Source organism: Photobacterium minamisatsumaniensis (assembly GCF_050336695.1).
In the GTDB taxonomy this organism is placed as follows: domain Bacteria; phylum Pseudomonadota; class Gammaproteobacteria; order Enterobacterales; family Vibrionaceae; genus Photobacterium; species Photobacterium minamisatsumaniensis.
In genome coordinates this window covers 116,927-134,637 of the sequence record NZ_JAKJSI010000016.1, presented here as the reverse complement: position 1 = coordinate 134,637, position 17,711 = coordinate 116,927, and the positions used below count along the sequence as shown (strand labels likewise).

The 17,711-nt window shown below is 43.2% G+C and carries 14 protein-coding genes; 10 read left to right on the top strand and 4 right to left on the bottom strand.

The features are described 5' to 3' along the window. Window positions 1-75 precede the first annotated feature (75 nt). The 6 genes from L4D78_RS08535 to L4D78_RS08510 all read left to right on the top strand — a co-directional run bounded on the left by L4D78_RS08535 (window position 76) and on the right by L4D78_RS08510 (window position 8,917). On the top strand, window positions 76-975 hold the full coding sequence (locus L4D78_RS08535; protein WP_428466510.1) for a DMT family transporter: 900 nt from the start codon (window positions 76-78) through the stop codon (window positions 973-975). A 91-nt stretch (window positions 976-1,066) separates the two neighbouring features. Beyond that, window positions 1,067-2,443, top strand: coding sequence for a TolC family protein (locus L4D78_RS08530; RefSeq protein ID WP_428466509.1), 1,377 nt, complete (start codon window positions 1,067-1,069; stop codon window positions 2,441-2,443). Window positions 2,444-2,451: 8 nt separating this feature from the next. Further along, window positions 2,452-3,699, top strand: coding sequence for an efflux RND transporter periplasmic adaptor subunit (locus L4D78_RS08525; RefSeq protein ID WP_428466546.1), 1,248 nt, complete (start codon window positions 2,452-2,454; stop codon window positions 3,697-3,699). 1 nt (window position 3,700) lies between these two features. After that, window positions 3,701-6,868, top strand: coding sequence for an efflux RND transporter permease subunit (locus L4D78_RS08520; protein WP_428466508.1), 3,168 nt, complete (start codon window positions 3,701-3,703; stop codon window positions 6,866-6,868). 70 nt (window positions 6,869-6,938) lie between these two features. Next, window positions 6,939-7,649, top strand: a complete 711-nt coding sequence (locus L4D78_RS08515) for a response regulator transcription factor (RefSeq protein WP_428466507.1) — start codon at window positions 6,939-6,941, stop codon at window positions 7,647-7,649. Further along, on the top strand, window positions 7,646-8,917 hold the full coding sequence (locus L4D78_RS08510) for a sensor histidine kinase (RefSeq protein WP_428466506.1): 1,272 nt from the start codon (window positions 7,646-7,648) through the stop codon (window positions 8,915-8,917). Before L4D78_RS08515 ends, L4D78_RS08510 begins: the two co-directional genes overlap by 4 nt. A 138-nt stretch (window positions 8,918-9,055) precedes the next feature. On the opposite strand, the gene L4D78_RS08505 is transcribed toward L4D78_RS08510, so the two are convergent. After that, the gene (locus tag L4D78_RS08505; protein WP_428466505.1) at window positions 9,056-9,949 is read right to left on the bottom strand and encodes a LysR family transcriptional regulator; all 894 of its coding nucleotides are present in this window, start codon (window positions 9,947-9,949) and stop codon (window positions 9,056-9,058) included. A gap of 126 nt (window positions 9,950-10,075) precedes the next feature. On the opposite strand from L4D78_RS08505, the gene L4D78_RS08500 reads away from it, so the two are divergent. Then, entirely contained in the window at window positions 10,076-10,531 is a 456-nt protein-coding gene (locus L4D78_RS08500; RefSeq protein ID WP_428466504.1) for a DoxX family protein, read from the top strand. A gap of 210 nt (window positions 10,532-10,741) precedes the next feature. Here the strand turns inward: L4D78_RS08500 and L4D78_RS08495 are convergent, their stop codons facing one another. From L4D78_RS08495 to L4D78_RS08485, 3 genes are read right to left on the bottom strand one after another with little or no spacing between them, the layout of a single operon-like run. Next, complete coding sequence (locus L4D78_RS08495; protein WP_428466503.1) at window positions 10,742-11,581, bottom strand: energy-coupling factor transporter transmembrane component T family protein; 840 nt, start codon at window positions 11,579-11,581, stop codon at window positions 10,742-10,744. Next, on the bottom strand, window positions 11,581-13,275 hold the full coding sequence (locus L4D78_RS08490) for an ABC transporter ATP-binding protein (protein ID WP_428466502.1): 1,695 nt from the start codon (window positions 13,273-13,275) through the stop codon (window positions 11,581-11,583). Before L4D78_RS08490 ends, L4D78_RS08495 begins: the two co-directional genes overlap by 1 nt. Before the next feature lie 3 nt (window positions 13,276-13,278). Continuing rightward, window positions 13,279-13,830 (bottom strand): ECF-type riboflavin transporter substrate-binding protein, encoded by a 552-nt coding sequence (locus tag L4D78_RS08485; protein ID WP_428466501.1) that lies wholly within the window; start codon window positions 13,828-13,830, stop codon window positions 13,279-13,281. A 792-nt stretch (window positions 13,831-14,622) separates the two neighbouring features. On the opposite strand from L4D78_RS08485, the gene uvrY reads away from it, so the two are divergent. The 3 genes from uvrY to pgsA are packed head-to-tail and all read left to right on the top strand — an operon-like array spanning window position 14,623 to window position 17,699. Beyond that, window positions 14,623-15,267 (top strand): UvrY/SirA/GacA family response regulator transcription factor, encoded by a 645-nt coding sequence (gene uvrY / locus L4D78_RS08480; protein WP_428457667.1) that lies wholly within the window; start codon window positions 14,623-14,625, stop codon window positions 15,265-15,267. Continuing rightward, window positions 15,267-17,102, top strand: a complete 1,836-nt coding sequence (gene uvrC, locus L4D78_RS08475) for an excinuclease ABC subunit UvrC (protein ID WP_428466500.1) — start codon at window positions 15,267-15,269, stop codon at window positions 17,100-17,102. The genes uvrY and uvrC overlap by 1 nt, the downstream gene beginning before the upstream one ends. Before the next feature lie 39 nt (window positions 17,103-17,141). Further along, window positions 17,142-17,699 (top strand): CDP-diacylglycerol--glycerol-3-phosphate 3-phosphatidyltransferase, encoded by a 558-nt coding sequence (gene pgsA, locus L4D78_RS08470; RefSeq protein ID WP_428457665.1) that lies wholly within the window; start codon window positions 17,142-17,144, stop codon window positions 17,697-17,699. The last annotated feature ends 12 nt before the right edge of the window (window positions 17,700-17,711 follow it).

Sequence of the window (17,711 nt, the reverse complement as noted above, 5' to 3'; positions counted from 1 at the left end):
AAAACTGTCCCTATTAACTTTTTTGTACCCCTATAAAGTAATAGGTATCACTTAGAATAAAAAGAGATACCTGCCATGTTAACTCGCTTAATTCCGTTTATTTTCGTCGTGTTGTGGAGCTCCGGTTTTATTGGTGCCCGATTAGGTTTGCCGTATGCCGAACCTGCAACTTTTCTTTTGCTTCGTATGGCAGCGAATATTTGTGTCTTTTTACTTTTAGTTGCAGTACTGCGCGCTTCATTGCCCAAAGGGAAGGCAATGCTACATTGTTTGGTTGCCGGTTTGCTGATCCACGGCTTCTACTTGGGAGGGACCTACATCGCAATTGGGCAGGGCATGCCAGCAGGACTATGTTCACTGCTAGTTGGTTTACAGCCGATTTTGACCGCGGTGGTTATGTTTGCGTCAGTGGGTGAGAGAATGCGAATGTCACAGTGGCTAGGTTTAGGGATTGGTTTTATCGGCATCATGCTGGTACTGCAGGGCAATATGGCTTGGCATCAAGATGGCAGTAAGCAAGCGGCTTATATCTTTACCATTGCAGCTTTACTCGGCATCACATTAGGTACGTTGTATCAAAAACGTTTTTGCCAAGGTATCGATATGGTCGGCAGTGCGGTGTGGCAATACACTGCGGCAGCATTACTGTTTTTGCCTGTTGCTCTTACGACAGAAACCATGGTGGTCACATGGTCGGGTGAGTTTATTTTTGCACTTGTATGGCTAGTACTTGTTTTGTCGGTGGTTGCGATTTTGCTTCTGCTTTATATGGTGAAACATGGCGAGTCATCAAAAGTGGCATCAACCTTTTATCTTGTACCTCCAATGACGGCTTTTCAGGCTTGGCTGATTTTTGGTGAAACGTTCGATGAGCTAGGTGCACTCGGTTTTATGCTGGCGGCTCTTGCTGTTTACCTTGTCACTCGCAAACCCAAAGCTAAGCCTACATTGGTGAGTCAGTCAACAGAAGCATAATATATACATTCTCTCAGCTAAAATTCGCCCTTAACCCCTTCTTAACCTCTGGTTCGCTATCTTGCCCGCATCTTAGTGGGAGACAGCATCAATGACGTTTCGATATTCACTGGTTGCCCTTATGTTATTCGGCCTAATGGGTTGTGCAACAACGGGCGACACCGATTTTGTAACTCGTGCAAACAACAAACAAATAGATTCCATCCAGCAGCTTATAGAGAGAGTCGATCAAACAGCAATACAGCAGAATCAAAAGACAAACGTAATTACCGATTTAGTCAATCTTCCAGAGTTAGAGCATTACTTAGATTTGGCGTTTCAAAGTAACCCTAATCTTCAACAGAGCATAGTGGCATTGAAAATTGCTTATGCGCAAGAAGGGATAAGTTTTGCAGACCAGTTGCCTACAGTAAATGCTGGCTTTACTGGTGAAAAAGCTGAAAGTAGTGATGAAAGCTATAGTGCAGATCTTACTGTCAGCTGGGAAGTCGATATTTGGCAGCGCCTTTCTGATATTACGGCGGCATCCCAAAAAGATGTTGCAGCGAACCAAGCAAGCTTACAAAACGCGACGAACCTGCTAGCGGCAAACATTATGCGCGGCTGGCTCAATATTAGTGTCAATCAACAGCTGTTGGATATTGAACTGCGTCGATTGATGATTTTAGAAAATAACGAAACATTAATATTAGAACGCTATCAAGTCGGTTTAGGCACTTTAGAAGAGTTGGATAATGCAAAAACCAGTACAGCTTCAACCCGTGCAACTGTCGCGCTATATCAAGAAAACCTAGAACAAAGTAAACGTAGCTTGCTTCTACTTACTGGCGAGTTGAACTCTGAACTCACCGTCATGAATGTTGCGAGTGACTTCCCGCAAGTGCTTAACCCATTAGAGTCAATGTCGGTACAGGACTTATCTGGTCGCCCAGACCTACAGCAGGCCTTTTTCAATATTGAAGCAGAAAGTCTGAAAACCGATGCTGCATATAAAGCGATGCTACCTTCTTTTAGTTTGTCGGCAAGCCTAAAAGATATGGCAGAGACACCAAACGAAGCGTTGTTTGCTAACCCGCTATGGAGTGCTCTTGGCCAGATATCTGCGCCATTATTCCAAGGCGGTAAGCTCAAAGCGACTGCTGAGATTGCGGAGCTGACAACAGAGCAAAGTTACTGGGCATATCAAGAAACCCTCCTCACTGCGGTGAATGAAGTTGAGAATGCGATTGGGCAAGAAAGCGCTTTGGCGCAGCAGCAAGTGCATTTGAATAGCTCTTTAACCAGTGCACAACGAAGCGTTGTGAGCTACGAAGAGAAGTACCGCCAAGGTCTTGTTGATATTTTCGACTTGCTGACCGTACAGCAGCAAGCCTATGACGTTGAAGCTCAATTAACGAATACCACTTACCAACGATTAATAAACCGAATTGATTTAGGCCTAGCGCTTGGACTGGGAGTCATAGTATGAAAAATACATTGAAAAAGAATGCCATCACTTTTGCCATCACCATCGCGGCCGCAGGTTCAATCTTTGCAGTAGTAAGTTATAACGGCAGTCAAATGGCGCAAGCAGCACAAGCAAAGCTTGTACAAAGCGTTGAAGTTATTACTGAGGGGGAAATAGTTGTACAAGCACTCCCACAAGTGGGAGTTCAGCTAACTCACACTGCAAGCTATCGTGCACAGGTTGTGGGCTATGGAGAAACGAAGCCTCGCTATGAACTTGCATTTGCAAGTGAAGTGAGCGGTCGTGTCGAATGGTTATCCGATGCTTTTGAAGCGGGATCGACCGTAAAACAAGGTGATTTACTGGCAAAGCTAGATCCAAAGGCATACGAGCAAGCTGTTGCTCAAGCGGAGTCAGATATAGCGTCGGCGACATTAGAGCTACTGGAAGAGCAGCGTCAAGGAGAGCAAGCCCGATCAGAATGGCAGCGCTCAGGGCTGACTGGTGAACCAAGTTCTCCACTAGTACTTCGTCAGCCACAGCTTGCAAGTGCGCAGGCAAAGCTTGATTACGCACAAAAAGCATTGATAAAAGCCAAAGAAGATCTAGCCAATACAGAGATTCGTGCACCATTCGATAGCGTAGTTGTAAACCGTGACGTTCAGCCTGGCAGCTACTTAGATGCCGGCAGCAGTGTCGCAACCCTTTACAGTACCGATCGTATTGAAATTGAAATTCCTCTTTCCGAACAGCAGTGGGCAAACTTACCAAAGCAAAGCAACATTGAGTGGACTGCCACTTTGACTGACAGCACTGGCGATGTTGAATGGTATGCAAAGGTTGAACGTAGCTATCAATATGTGGCTCAAGAGACACGTCAACGCTCAATTGTGCTGGTGGTAGAAAACCCACTTGAGCAAGAACATCCACTTTTTCCTGGCACGTTTGTGACTGCGAAAATCGCAGGTGCAGATGTTGATAACCTCTGGCAGCTTCCTGCTTCTGCGCTTTCACAGCAAGGGGAAGTTTGGATTGTTGATGAGCAAGGCTTGTTATCTAAAACGGCTACAACCACCGTGTTTGAATATCAAAAATATATCTATATTGAACCGACTCATTCTGGCGACGCTGTACAGGTTGTAATGCGTCCACTTAGTAACTTCAAAGTAGGAATGAAAGTCGCGCCTCAACTAACAAAAAGCCCAGAGAACACTCAATGGGCTGAAAATTCAGCAGAAACAACAGCATCATCAGTCATAGCGTCTGTAGAGGGTTAAAATGAGTCAATCAAACTCAAACGAAACGAGTTACCAGCCGAAAGGCATTATTGCTTGGTTTGCTCAAAACTCGGTAGCTGCCAACTTGCTGATGCTTGGTGTCATTGTTGTTGGTTTGTTTTCTATCGATAGCTTGAGGAAAGAAGCGTTCCCAAGCTTAGAGCCTGATATTGTTACCGTATCCGTCACTTATGATAGTGGAGACCCTGTGCAGGCGGAAGAGGGGATTGCAATGAAGATCGAAGAGGTGCTTGAAACCGTCTCTGGTATCAAGCATATCACCTCGACGTCAGATTCAAACGGCAGTCATGTCTCTATTGAAAAAGAAACTAACTACAGCTTGGACACGCTGCTTGATGATGTAAAAACCAAGGTTGATGCGATTAACAACTTGCCGGCTGATGCGGATAAGCCCGTGATTGATAAAGCGCGCATGCAAGAGCATGCTCTCTGGATTCAATTATATGGTGATACGGACCGTGGCACGCTACAAGACTTAGCTGAACAGTTAAAAGCAGACTTGCTGAGCCAAAATAAGATCCGTGATCTAGAGGTTAAAGCCAAAGTCGATCCTATGATTTCGGTCGAGGTTAATGAAGGGATACTTCAGGCGTATAACTTGACGCTGACAGATGTTTCAAATGCCATCAACGCAGAGTCTTCAACTAGCATTGCAACGAGCCTTCGTAATGGTGATAAAACTGTTCGCTTAAAGGTTTCTGAGCAGGCATACGAAATTGAAGATTTTAATGCGATTCCGGTTGTTACCACTGCTAACGGAAGTCAAATTTTACTGGGTGATGTAGCAACAGTAACCGATACTTTTGAAGAAGATACTTTCAGTCTATCGCGCTACAACCAGCAGAGTTCAATGGGCATCCAAATAGTAATGGATGAGTACAGCGATGTTGTAAGCATCGTTAATCAAGCTGAGCAAGTGGTTGAAACGTGGAAGGCAAGCAACCTGCTTCCAGAAAATGTAGAAATTGATAGTTGGTACGACAAAAGCACCCTCATTAAAGAACGTCTATCGTTGCTGGCGAAAAATGCGTTAACGGGCATCGCTCTGGTTTTTATTGTTTTAGCGTTATTTCTAAATATCCGAGTTGCTTTCTGGGTTGCTGCCAGCTTGCCATTCGTATTTTGCGGCACTCTGTTCTTTATGACTGACTCCTTTATGGGGCTAACCATCAATGAAATGACGACCTTTGGCTTTATTATGGCTCTGGGTATCGTCGTTGATGATGCGGTCGTGGTAGGAGAGAGTATCTACTCAACTCGTCGTAGCGAGGGAGATTCACTTAAAAGTACGATTGTAGGGACGCATAAGGTTGCCGCTCCCACTATCTTTGGTGTGCTTACCACCGTAGTAGCCTTTGTTTCGATTGCAATGGTTGATGGAAAGATGGGGCAGATCTATGCGCAATTCGCAACCGTCGTTGCTATCTGTTTGATGCTATCTTTGGTGGAGTCAAAGTTGATTTTGCCATCACACCTAGCACATGTGAACACGCAGCGAAGTGATAAGAAAGGTATCTGGAATCGAATTCAACAGGGCGCTGATAATAGTCTAGAGTGGTTTAATCGAAAGATTTACACGCGTGTAATTAAGCAGGTGTTAAATTTCCGCTATGCCGTTGTTTTAGCATTTATCTCACTGTTTATTTTAGTAGTTGGTATGCCATTTACTGGCTCTGTTCGTGTTGCTTTTTTCCCAGAAATTGCCGGTGATACTGTGACTGCCGAAATCAGCATGTATAACGACACCAGCTTTGGTCAAACGCAAACTAATCTCCTTATCTTAGAAGATAATGCACGAAAGGTAGACGAGCAGCTTCGGGCGGTAAACGGTGGTGATGCGTCAGCAATATCAAGCGTGCAGGTCATTGCTGAAGAGGATAAGTCAGGTAAAGTTACGATTGAACTAAGTGGCGATTTGACGTATGGCTCTGATGAGTTTGCGGATGCTTGGTTAGCGATGTCGGGTCAAATGGAAGGAGTAAAAAAACTGAAAGTGTTATCAATGATGGAGATGGTTGATGCATTTAAAGTTGAACTAAAAGCGAATGATGAAGAACTGTTAAAAGAGGCGGCAAACAAGCTTAAAGATCAGCTACAAAATATCGAAGGCGTGAGTGGTATTGATGATAATTTAGACCTTGGTGAACCTCAGTATCGTTTCGAGTTAAACGACCAAGGCCGTGCCTTAGGAATGGATACATCGACATTGGCGCAGCAAGTTCTGCAATCATTTGGTGGGGATATTGTTCAGCGTTTCCAACGAGGAAAAGATGAAGTAAAGGTTCGCGTTCGTTACCCAGAAGAAGACCGTCAAACGTTAGCTGACATTACCTCTTCAAGTGTACGTATATCAGATGGCACTGTCGTTCCTTTAACAACCGTTGCGAATGTATTCTCTGATTACCAGCAATCTGAAATCACCCGCATCGACAACCAACGTGCGGTATATATTACAGCGGTAGTGAATAAAGATGTGATTGCATCAAACGAGTTAGTAAAACAGCTACAGAACAGTATCGTGAAAGATCTAAATACGGATTACCCAACCGTTAAAATTGACTTCACGGGAGAGGCGGAGCAGCAAAAGGAGTCGACAGACTCAATGCAGTCTACTTTTGTGCTGGCATTGATTATGATCTTTGCACTATTGGCGATTCCGCTAAAATCGTATGTTCAGCCATTGATCATTATGGTTGCCATCCCATTTGGTATTGTGGGGGCGATTTTTGGCCATTGGCTCAATGATCTAACACTCAGCATCTTATCGCTAAACGGTATCTTGGCACTAAGTGGTGTGGTGGTGAATGACAGTCTGCTACTGGTTTCGCGCTTTAACGAGTTAGCGAAAGATAAGAACGTGATGATACAAGAGGCGATTCAGCAAGCGTGTACTGGCCGATTACGAGCGGTGTTGCTAACTTCAATCACAACTTTTGCAGGTCTTGCTCCATTGTTAAGTGAAACCTCGGTGCAGGCACAGTTCCTCATTCCAGCTGCAGCAGCATTGGGCTACGGTATTTTGTTCGCGACGGTGATTACACTCGTATTGACTCCATCATTGTTAATGATTCAAAGTGATTTGAAACAATTTATTAGCACCGTAAAGTATCGGCTTTCGCCACGCAACACCCAGCTAGAAACGGCTTAAGCATGTTGCCTTTTGAGCCTCACAGCTAAGTCTGTGGGGCATTACCACAGTATTTACAGGGGAGTCTAATATGGCTGATAGTTTGCAAATCCTACTGGTCGAAGATGATATCGACTTGGCAACAGCCATCATTGAGTATCTTGAACTAGTAGGCATTCAGTGTGACTACGCTGCAAATGGTCTTTCGGGCTATAACCTTATTGGCTCTAATAACTATGATGTCGCTGTATTGGATATCAACCTACCAAAGATGAACGGTCTTGAAGTATGCGAACGCATTCGCGCCCAAGGCATTGATGTTCCAATTCTGATGCTTACCGCTCGTGATACCTTGGATGACAAACTCGTAGGCTTTTCAAAAGGGGCAGATGATTATTTAGTAAAGCCTTTTGCGATGGAGGAGCTCATTGTTCGCGCGCAAGTACTTTCTCGTCGTCGCAGTGGGCAAGTTAGTAAGCTTGTGGTGGATGACTTAGAGCTTAACCTTCAGGATAAAAGTGCAACTAGAGCAGGGGAGCCGATTAAGTTGTCACCAACGGGCATCAAGTTGCTTGAATGTTTAATGCGAGAAAGTCCAACCCCAGTCTCGCGTGATAAATTAATGCAAAGTGTTTGGGGGGATGAGCAACCCGACAGCAATAGCCTAAAAGTGCATATATTCAACTTACGAAAAGCGGTAGATAGCAAGGTAGATGACAAGTTGATTCACACAATTCCCGGTCATGGGTTTGCGCTTAAAAAGGATAAAAATGAAAGCGCAGAAAGTGAGTCTAGCCGATGAAAATAAGACCAAGTATCCGCATCTACTTTTTGGCCGCTATGCTGTTTACAGGCACGGCAACGATAGGTGTACTAACCGTAACGGCGGTGAACTACTTTTTCTCAGGGATGGATATGGCGATGACTGAGTTTCTGCGTTTGCAAGCTACAGGACTCCCTTTGGGTGAGAACAATGCTCCTTTACAGTTGGATGATGTAACGATAGCTGAAAAATGGGAAGACTTGCCGCGACAGATTCAAGAGAACTTAAATCCAGATGAGTTAATGTCGAACGAGTTGTTGAAAAAGATCGATGGCGTTCCGGTCATATCTAAACCGAAGGCAGGTTATTTTGCAATGAAGGTGGAGGCTGATGGGAAAGTTCGTTATATCTCGCTACTGTTACTTCACATGGACTCTGATGAGTATTTTAAAGATGAGCTTCCACCGTTTTTTTACATCATTATTACAGGGTTTGCTGCAATAGTTTTTTTTGCCGTAGTACTGATGGCGGTACAAAGGAAAATTTCATCACCAGTTGAGCGTTTAAGAGATTGGGCTAAGTCATTAGATAAAGAGCAACTTACTCAGCCAGTACCTAATTTCCATTACAGTGAACTTAACTCACTTGCAGAGCTAATAAAGTCAAGCCTTAGCTCTGTTCAAGAAAGCCTTGAGCGAGAGCAGCGCTTTCTCGGCTATGCAAGTCACGAGCTTAGAACACCAATTGCTGTTACCCGCACAAATGCTGAACTACTGCGTAAGATGATCACTGAAGAAATCGCGCCAGAGAAGCAACTAGCGGTACTGGACCGAATTGAACGTGCAGGCTTTACCATGACCTACCTTACAGAAACGTTATTGTGGTTAAATCGCCAAGAAGGTAAGTCACTTCCAAGTCATAGTTTTGTGGTTGGTGAATTGGTGCAGCAAATTGAATCTGATCTTCATTATCTTCTTCAGAGTAAAGAGGTCGAAGTGCATGTAAGTGTTGATGAGTCTGAGCTGGTATTGCCTGAGGGCTTATGTCGCATTGTTATGGCTAACCTTATTCGTAATGCTTTCCAACATACACAGCAAGGTAAGGTGGAAATAGAGCAGTTAGGCAATCGCTTTTCAATCGTTAACCACAGTTATAACTCACCACATGAGCAAGATGATTTAGGCTTCGGCTTGGGGCTAGAGTTAACCCAGCGCCTTATCACGCAATATGGTTGGCAGTATCAAACTATCAAATCTAATGATGGGTGGCGGGTTGACGTTGTATTAGAGATATCAACAGATTTATAACGCTAGTAATGTTACCGAGTAACTCACTCGCTTCTATTCTACTCAATGTCGTGAGTGTTAGTATTCTAGATATTCGCCCTTTTGAGACTTTGCTAAAACTATTCTGATTGCTGATAGGCTTTTCTTTCAATAGCACAGCTACCAATTCACATTATCCTTAAACCTCTCAACCATAAAGTCGAGCAATACCCTCAATGACGCAGGCATATGTTTACGGGAAAGGTATATCCCCCATACCGCCATCGAGTTCACTTGCCATTGGGGTAGCACTTCAATTAACTCACCACTCGCAAGATCATGATCCACTAAATAGCGAGGCAAACGTGCAATGCCTGCCCCTTTCTTGGCTGCTTGATAAAGAACCATCACATCGTTAGATCTTAAGTCACCGTTGACAGCAATTCGCTCTAATATTGCCCCTTGCCTGAGTTGCCACTGGTGAGTGTCAAAATGTGAAAACAGCAAACATTGATGTTGAGATAAATGATAAATATCTGAAGGCATACCTGCTTTTTCTAAGTAATGGGGTGAGGCACAAAGAACAGAATTACAAGGGGCCAGTTTTCTAGCAATTAGCCCCGGATCCAGTTCATCGGCAATACGAATCGCAAGATCAACCTGCTCATCAACAAGATTTACTTTGTAATCTTGAATATTCATATCAATAGAAACATCTGGGTATTGCTGTTGAAAATCAACAATAGCCTCTGTGAGATGGCTTATGGCAAATGCCGAAGTCGAGGTAATTCTGAGTTTCCCACTAGGCACAACACTAGCATCCGAGAGTGTGTGCTCTATAGTTTTAGTCAGATCCAATACATCCAAGCACTGACTATGGAACTGCTTGCCTGCAGGCGTCAATGCCAAACTACGCGTGGTACGCTGCAATAGCCGAGCACCGAGCCAAGATTCTAGCTCGGCAACATAACGAGTGACTTTAACTCGACTGAGATCTAAATGTTTGGCCGCAGCAGTAAAACTTCCTCTATCTACCACTACAGCAAAGACTTGCATTGCCGTTAATCTGTCCATGATATGCTCAATTTATGAAACAAAGCTGTTCACATTAGAGCATATATCTGACCGAATAATAATCTTATATTGGTATTGAAATTAACCATAATAAATATGTGGCTTTAGCCACTAAGAGAGCCAATAATGAAGTCTGTATTTGCCCTTATGACCGGACAGCAGAAGTTACCCGTTATCGAAGACCTTGCTTTGCTTATCACCCGCATTGGCATAGGATTGGCGATGTTGACCCATGCTTTCCCTAAACTGATGAACTTTGCAGCCCTATCGCAAACCTTTTTTGACCCCTTTGGCCTCGGTTCCCAACTCAGTTTAATCATGGCACTATTTGCCGAACTAGTTTGCTCTATTGCTTTGATCCTCGGTGTATTTACCCGATTAGCGTCAGCTATGCTGCTTTTCACCATGCTGATTGCGGTCTACATGGTCGGTATGCTCAAAGGTTGGGCTGGCAACGAATTAGCGACCATTTACTGTTTTGTCTATGGCTTACTCATTGCATTTGGAGGTGGCAAATATTCATTAGAAAACTCACTTCCAATCTTTAGTAAGTTCTCTGCTTCACAGCAAAAATATGCCTAATTTGTTTTGTATGTGCCACTCATACTGCCATGAGCGGCATATACAGCCTGATCAAAATAATCAACGCCTTACAAAAATCGTCGACATGACAAAATAAGTCCACTAATTTATTCATCGCTGCCTCCATGTGTAATTAGCCTTTCTAGACAAAATAGCGTTTAGTTCCCTTATTTTTTAACCCGTGTTCAGGTTAATTACTCGAGTCAAGAATTAGAAGGGATACCAAAAGAGCTGTTCAGACTGGTAACGGTTTAGTACACCAAGAGTAAGGATTGCACCAATGGTAAGGAGAGTAAGATAGTCAGCCTTACGCATGGGCTTTAAACTATACCAAGTACGTTTATTGTTACGTCCAAAGCCACGTAAGGTCATTGCGTTAGCAATGACATCGGCACGATCAAGGCTAGAGAAAATTAAAGGGCCTAATATCTTTGCCACGTTCTTTATACGCGTGAAAACGGGAGCATTCTTCGAAATATCCACACCACGAGCCTGTTGCGCATGCATGATATTGATAAAGTCTTTCGTGACTTCAGGTAGGTAACGTAATGTTAAACTTACGGCATAAGCAATGCGGTAAGGTACCCCAAGCCGGTTCAAACTTGCAGAAAACTCTGTTGGATGGGTCGTAAAAACGAAGACCAATGCGATAGGGAACATACTGAAATACTTCAGTGTCACTGTCACGAGGTAGAACAATGTCTCGCTAGTGATTGAGTAGTTACCGGGCAGAGAGAAGAGCACCGTTTGCGAGCCCATATATTCCATGCCTTGTTGAGGGGCAATTAAGAACATAAAAAGTGCATTCAGCAGCAACACGGTTGATGTACCAATCAGAAGTGGCTTGTAGGCTGAAAAAGGCACACGCGATAATCGTAATAGGTACAGCCCTACCATGATTAATAGACTGATCACCCTGATATCAAAAGTGATCAAGACCATAGTGACCCAAGCCATGAATAATATGAACTTAGTAATACCGTTGAGGGCATGAAGGGGAGAGCCCGTGTTGGCATAACTGATGCCGAATTTAATTTTATTTGTTTTCATTATTTTGCATTTGCCTCATGTTGAATGAAGCAACGGATAAAGTTATCGATACGCTTAATGCCTAACTTATCGGCAAGCGTATATAAACTTGTCACGGTTAAATTAGCTTGTTCAAGCAGTACAGGTTGGCTAAATATTGTATTGACTGCATCATCTGCAATTAACTTGCTGTCGGCGATCACTATGGCTCGATCGGTGTACTCAAGTACAAGGTGCATATCGTGTGAAATAATGATGATGGTAATGCCGAGTTTAGCGTTTAAATCACGAATGAAATTCATCATTGTGGTGTAGTGATAATAGTCTTGACCAGCGGTTGGCTCATCAAGGATCAGTAGCTCAGGCTCTAATACTAGGATCGTTGCGATCGTAACACGTTTCTTTTGCCCGTAGCTTAATGCATCTATAGGCCAGTGACGATAACGACTAAGGCCACAAAGCTCTAGCGTTGCAAGTACTTTTGCTTCAACGTCAGACTCTTTCATGCCACGGTTACGTAACCCAGAAGCGACTTCATCAAAAATCATATGATGAGAAATCATATGGTTAGGGTTTTGTAATACAATACCAATTTTTTGACTGCGCTCGAATATGGAGCTTTGCGCAAGATCTTTGCCGTTAAATACAATGCTTCCATTATCAGGTTCTAGTACACCCATAATAAGGCGAGTGATCGTCGACTTTCCTGAACCATTTTTGCCAAGGATAGAAACGAACTCTCCCTTATTGACGGTGAAAGAAACATCATCAAGTGTTGTTCTTTGCCCATCGTATGAATAACAAAGGTCTTTGATCTCTAATAAGGGAGTATTGGCTTTACACTGGCGTAGTTCAGCATCTTGGCTGAACCATGAGACTAACGCGGGCTTAAACCGGTCAAGGTTGAGTGTTTCTAAATAAGCGGGTTGGTCATTTGACGTGATACTACAGCCTGCTGCCTTTAGTGCTGTAAGGTATAAAGGTTCACGAATGCCATGCTGCGCCAAATAGGGGCTAGCCAGTAATTCATTTGGCGTCATGTTTGCTACGATCTCACCGCGCTCCATTAATATAATGCGATCTGCTGGGCAGTGCAGGACATCTTCAAGGCGGTGTTCAATGATAACGACCGTTTTATTGGTATCTTTGTGTAGTTTATCAATGATCTCTATGGTTGACTTACCCGTTTTAGGATCAAGGCTTGCCAAAGGTTCATCGAAAAGCAGGATGTCGACATCATCAACCATAACACCGGCAAGTGAAACACGCTGCTTCTGGCCACCACTTAGGTCAAATGGCGATAGATGTAGCATGTCATCCAGCTCTAACATCGTTGCTGTTTGTTCGACGATACTATGCATAGAGCCGAGTTCAATCATTTGGTTTTCAAGTGCAAAAGCAATATCTTCACCAATGCTTAAGCCAACGAATTGACCATCGGTATCTTGAAGGACCGTACCGACCAAACTGGTACACTTGTGCAAATCCATGTCTTTAGTGTTACGACCATTGATACTCAGTGAACCGCTAGTCTCTCCTTTTATAGCAAAAGGAATTAAGCCATTTAGGCACTGCCCTAAGGTTGACTTGCCGCTGCCACTTGGACCGACGATGATGACCTTCTCGCCTTTCTCAATGGTTAAATTAATGTTCTTTAAGGTTGGTTGTTCTAGCGCCCAGTATTTGAACGAGAAATTTGAAAACTCAATTGCCATGTCTTAGCAAGCCTCTTTCAGGTTGTAGCTTTGTTTTTTGCGCTTTGCGACAGAGCTAAGAATAAAATGGCCAACAATAGCGATAAGGACGGTATTGCCGGCGGCAATAATCGTGAGCTGGGCAATGACCTTCGTAAATGGTTCAGCATAAAGCACGGCATCTAGGTAGGCAGAGCAACCATAGCCAATGACATTGCCGATAAAGGCTAAAAGGACAAACAGTGAAAAGTCTAGCTTCGAAAATAAACCTTTTTCGATTCGTTCTTTCGTTATTTTTGGGTATAGGCCAATAATTAAGCCCACAATGCCAGAGCCGAGAACCCAAGTTACCCATACTCCCCAACCAGCGAAGAGGTCGGTGACCCAGTGGCCAATAAAGCCGACTAAAAACCCAACTAATGGGCCAAAAAGAACACCAAATAGAGCCAATACAGCCATTGCTGGTTTTAGCGTGGTGTTTGCGAAGACAGGAATTCCAAACATTGGCAGTCCGCCAATGCCATATAAGGCTGCACCGATAGCAATGAGTACAACTGTCTTAGCTGAGAGATTCATGACATAACCTTTTATTACTTTTTGGATACTTGCACTTTAAAATCCACTCACAAGGATTTAGAGCCCCGATGAAATAGCTACTTTGCAATATCATCGTCAATGATGAACGCTGCGCGTGTTGCAAATCCCTTTCTTAGCAAAAACAGTTATGTCAGTAGATTTAAGAGGGCGCAATCTTACAGCAAGCATTAGAAGAAAGAAAATTGTAACTTCTGGGTGTTTAATTATTTATCAAATAGGCAAAAGGATGATGATTAACAGTCAGTTTCAGTACGATTAATCGTTGTAAAAGCCGACACGTGCTTTAAATACAATGAAGTGAGAATTTGTTCCTCGCCGATAACAAACTTTTACAGTTATGATGCCTTTAAATTTAGGTGATCATGAATAATAATGTACGTTAGAGTAGACAGTGTTGATGGCTTAGCAGCTTGGTGTGAAAATTGCTTATCGCGATTAAGATGTTGATTTATATTTTTCATCAATGTTTTTTGAGAAATTAATCGACATTGCAAATTTTGCTGTATTATCCCTAACTTGCTGGATATGTTGAATTATCTACTTTATTTTTTTATTTACTTAGTAAATACTGCTGTTCGGATTTTATATTTCGAAGCATGAAATATGTAACGAGCCCTTTTTGTCAAGCTCTAACTTTAAGTGAAAATTTGCGCTGAAACACAGAAACTGCATGGGTTCTCATTACAACTTAGGGTAAAATTGGGTACTATTAGTAACAGCTATCCCGCCATATCGGCTGGGTGCAGAGCCAAATCATATTGGAGATACAGCTTGATTAATGTATTCCTTGTAGATGATCACGAACTGGTTCGCACAGGGATCCGACGTCTTCTTGAAGATGTCCGTGGTATTAAAGTGGTAGGGGAAGCCGACAGTGGTGAAGAAGCCGTAAAATGGTGCCGTAGTGAACACGCGGATATCATTCTTATGGATATGAATATGCCCGGAATCGGTGGCCTTGAAGCCACCCGAAAGATTTTACGTTTCAGTCCAGATGTTAAAATTATCGTTCTAACAATTCATACTGAGAACCCTTTCCCAACGAAAGTAATGCAAGCAGGTGCTGCTGGTTACTTAACGAAGGGAGCAGGGCCAGATGAAATGGTCAATGCCATCCGAATGGTAAACAGTGGTCAGCGTTATATCTCACCAGAAATTGCACAGCAAATGGCATTAAGTCAATTTGCGCCAGACTCAGAAAATCCATTTAAGGAGCTTTCAGAGCGTGAGCTGCAAATCATGATGATGATCACGAAGGGTCAAAAGGTTACTGACATTTCAGAGCAGCTCAACCTTAGCCCTAAAACGGTGAACAGTTACCGTTATCGACTATTCAATAAGTTAGATATCAGTGGTGATGTAGAATTAACTCACCTTGCTATTCGACATGGAATGTTAGATACAGAGACGTTGTAGTGTCAGAACCGTTTGACTCAAAAAGCTTTTTGAAAACCGTTACTCACCAGCCTGGCGTATACAGAATGTATGACGTCGCTGGTGAGGTTATCTATGTCGGTAAAGCAAAAGATCTTAAAAAACGCCTTGCCAGTTACTTTCGTACAACGGTAGCTGGTGAAAAGACAAGGGCTTTAGTTAAAAACATTGCTAAAGTCGATGTCACTGTAACGCATACCGAAACCGAAGCACTTATTCTTGAGCATAATTACATTAAATTGTATTTACCTAAATACAATGTACTGCTTCGAGATGATAAGTCTTATCCTTACATTTTCCTAAGTTCAACGACTCATCCAAGACTCACTATCCACCGTGGTGCTAAAAAACGCAAAGGCGAATATTTTGGCCCTTACCCCGATGGTGGAGCGGTACGAGAGAGCTTGCACTTACTGCAAAAAATCTTTCCAGTTCGTCAATGCGAAGACTCCGTTTATGCAAACAGGAGCCGCCCGTGTTTGATGTATCAAATTGGTCGTTGCTCAGGACCATGTGTTAAAGGCCTTGTTAGTGACGACGATTATCAAGAACAGGTGAACTATGTTCGTTTGTTCCTGAAAGGAAAAGATAAGCAAGTTATTACCTCGCTTGTGGAAAAAATGGAGCAATCTAGTCAGCAGTTAGCGTTTGAGAAAGCGGCGCTGTACCGGGATCAGATCCAAGCTTTACGCCGCGTTCAAGAGCAGCAATTCGTTAGCAACGATAGTGATGACGACCTCGATGTCATTGGCATTGCACACGATAACGGTATGGCTTGTATTCACGCGCTATATATTCGCCAAGGTAAAATCTTGGGTAGTCGTAGTTATTTCCCGCGTATGCCTTCTGATGCGAGTGTGACTGAAGTTCTCTCTAGTTTTGTGACGCAGTTTTATCTCAATCAAGCAGAGGGTCGAGTGATCCCTGCCGAAATTTTGCTTGGTCTCGACTTAGGTGAAGAAAAAAGTGTTATAGCTGATACCCTAACAGAGCTTGCTGGACGCAAAATTACGTTGAAGGTACGTAGCCGAGGTAACAAAGAAAAATTTCAGCGTTTAGCCCAAACAAATGCAGAAACAGCGTTAATCAGTAAGCTCAATCATAAAATGACGATTCAACAACGCTTTATGGCATTGCGTGAAGCGCTGAATCTCAATATATTAGAACGAATGGAGTGCTTTGATATAAGCCATACGATGGGAGAGAAAACGGTTGCTTCCTGTGTGGTATTTAATCGAGAAGGGCCTTCAAAGCAAGAATATCGCCGTTATAACATTTCGGGCATCACTGGTGGAGATGACTACGCTGCTATGGCGCAAGCTTTAGAAAAACGCTACAGCGGACAAACTGAACCTGAGAAAATTCCTGACATTATTTTTATCGATGGGGGTAGAGGTCAGCTGTCAAGAGCGTATGATGTAGTTAACCCATTGATGTCGACGTGGCCAAAGCGCGCGTTATTAGTCGGTGTAGCAAAAGGAACAACGCGAAAGCCGGGGCTTGAAACCCTACTTTTGACAACCGGCGAAGAATTTTCAATGCCTTCAGACTCACCGGCGCTGCATTTAATTCAGCATATCCGGGATGAAAGCCATAATCATGCTATAAGTGGTCACCGTGCCCAGCGTGCAAAAGTGAGAAGGCGTAGTGCATTAGAATATGTGGAAGGGATCGGTCCTAAGCGTCGTCAGGCATTACTTAAGTATATGGGTGGATTACAAGAACTGAAAAAAGCAAGTAGAGAAGACATCGCTAAGGTTCCAGGAATCAGCAAAGCCTTAGCAGAAAAAATATATGACGCACTGCAACATGGCTAACAGTGCTGCAATTTAAATCCACAATAAGAACTAAGAATTATGCGTTTAACAATTCCGAATATCTTAAGCTTCATACGACTGTTTCTGATCCCATGCTTTGTTATCACTTTTTACCTTCCCTATAGCTGGGCACCTTTTGCAACGGCGCTGATTTTCTTAATCGCAGCTATTACAGATTGGTTTGATGGCTATTTGGCGAGAAAACTTAACCAAACGACACGTTTTGGTGCATTTATCGATCCTGTTGCAGATAAAGTGATGGTCGCTGCCGCAATGGTATTGGTCGTTGAACATTACCACTCTGTGTGGGTAACTATTCCAGCTATCACTATGATTGGTCGAGAAATTATTATTTCAGCATTACGTGAGTGGATGGCTGAACTTGGCAAGCGCTCTAGCGTCGCGGTTTCTTGGGTCGGAAAAGTAAAAACAGGCTCGCAGATGTTTGCTTTGTGCGTTTTGCTATGGCACCCAACTGATTGGGTTGTATGGATTGGATACATCTCACTATACGTAGCAATGATTTTAACTTACTGGTCTATGTATATTTACTTACGTGCAGCCAAGCATGATTTGCTGAACTCAGAAGATATATAAAAAGAAGAAGCG

Coding starts and splice junctions, on each gene's coding strand:
- L4D78_RS08535 (WP_428466510.1), top strand. CDS start 76: ATGTTAACTCGCTTAATTCCGTTTATTTTCGTCGTGTTGTGGAGCTCC.
- L4D78_RS08505 (WP_428466505.1), bottom strand. CDS start 9,949: ATGGACAGATTAACGGCAATGCAAGTCTTTGCTGTAGTGGTAGATAGA.
- L4D78_RS08510 (WP_428466506.1), top strand. CDS start 7,646: ATGAAAATAAGACCAAGTATCCGCATCTACTTTTTGGCCGCTATGCTG.
- L4D78_RS08500 (WP_428466504.1), top strand. CDS start 10,076: ATGAAGTCTGTATTTGCCCTTATGACCGGACAGCAGAAGTTACCCGTT.
- L4D78_RS08490 (WP_428466502.1), bottom strand. CDS start 13,275: ATGGCAATTGAGTTTTCAAATTTCTCGTTCAAATACTGGGCGCTAGAA.
- L4D78_RS08495 (WP_428466503.1), bottom strand. CDS start 11,581: ATGAAAACAAATAAAATTAAATTCGGCATCAGTTATGCCAACACGGGC.
- L4D78_RS08515 (WP_428466507.1), top strand. CDS start 6,939: ATGGCTGATAGTTTGCAAATCCTACTGGTCGAAGATGATATCGACTTG.
- L4D78_RS08520 (WP_428466508.1), top strand. CDS start 3,701: ATGAGTCAATCAAACTCAAACGAAACGAGTTACCAGCCGAAAGGCATT.
- L4D78_RS08530 (WP_428466509.1), top strand. CDS start 1,067: ATGACGTTTCGATATTCACTGGTTGCCCTTATGTTATTCGGCCTAATG.
- pgsA (WP_428457665.1), top strand. CDS start 17,142: ATGCGTTTAACAATTCCGAATATCTTAAGCTTCATACGACTGTTTCTG.
- L4D78_RS08485 (WP_428466501.1), bottom strand. CDS start 13,830: ATGAATCTCTCAGCTAAGACAGTTGTACTCATTGCTATCGGTGCAGCC.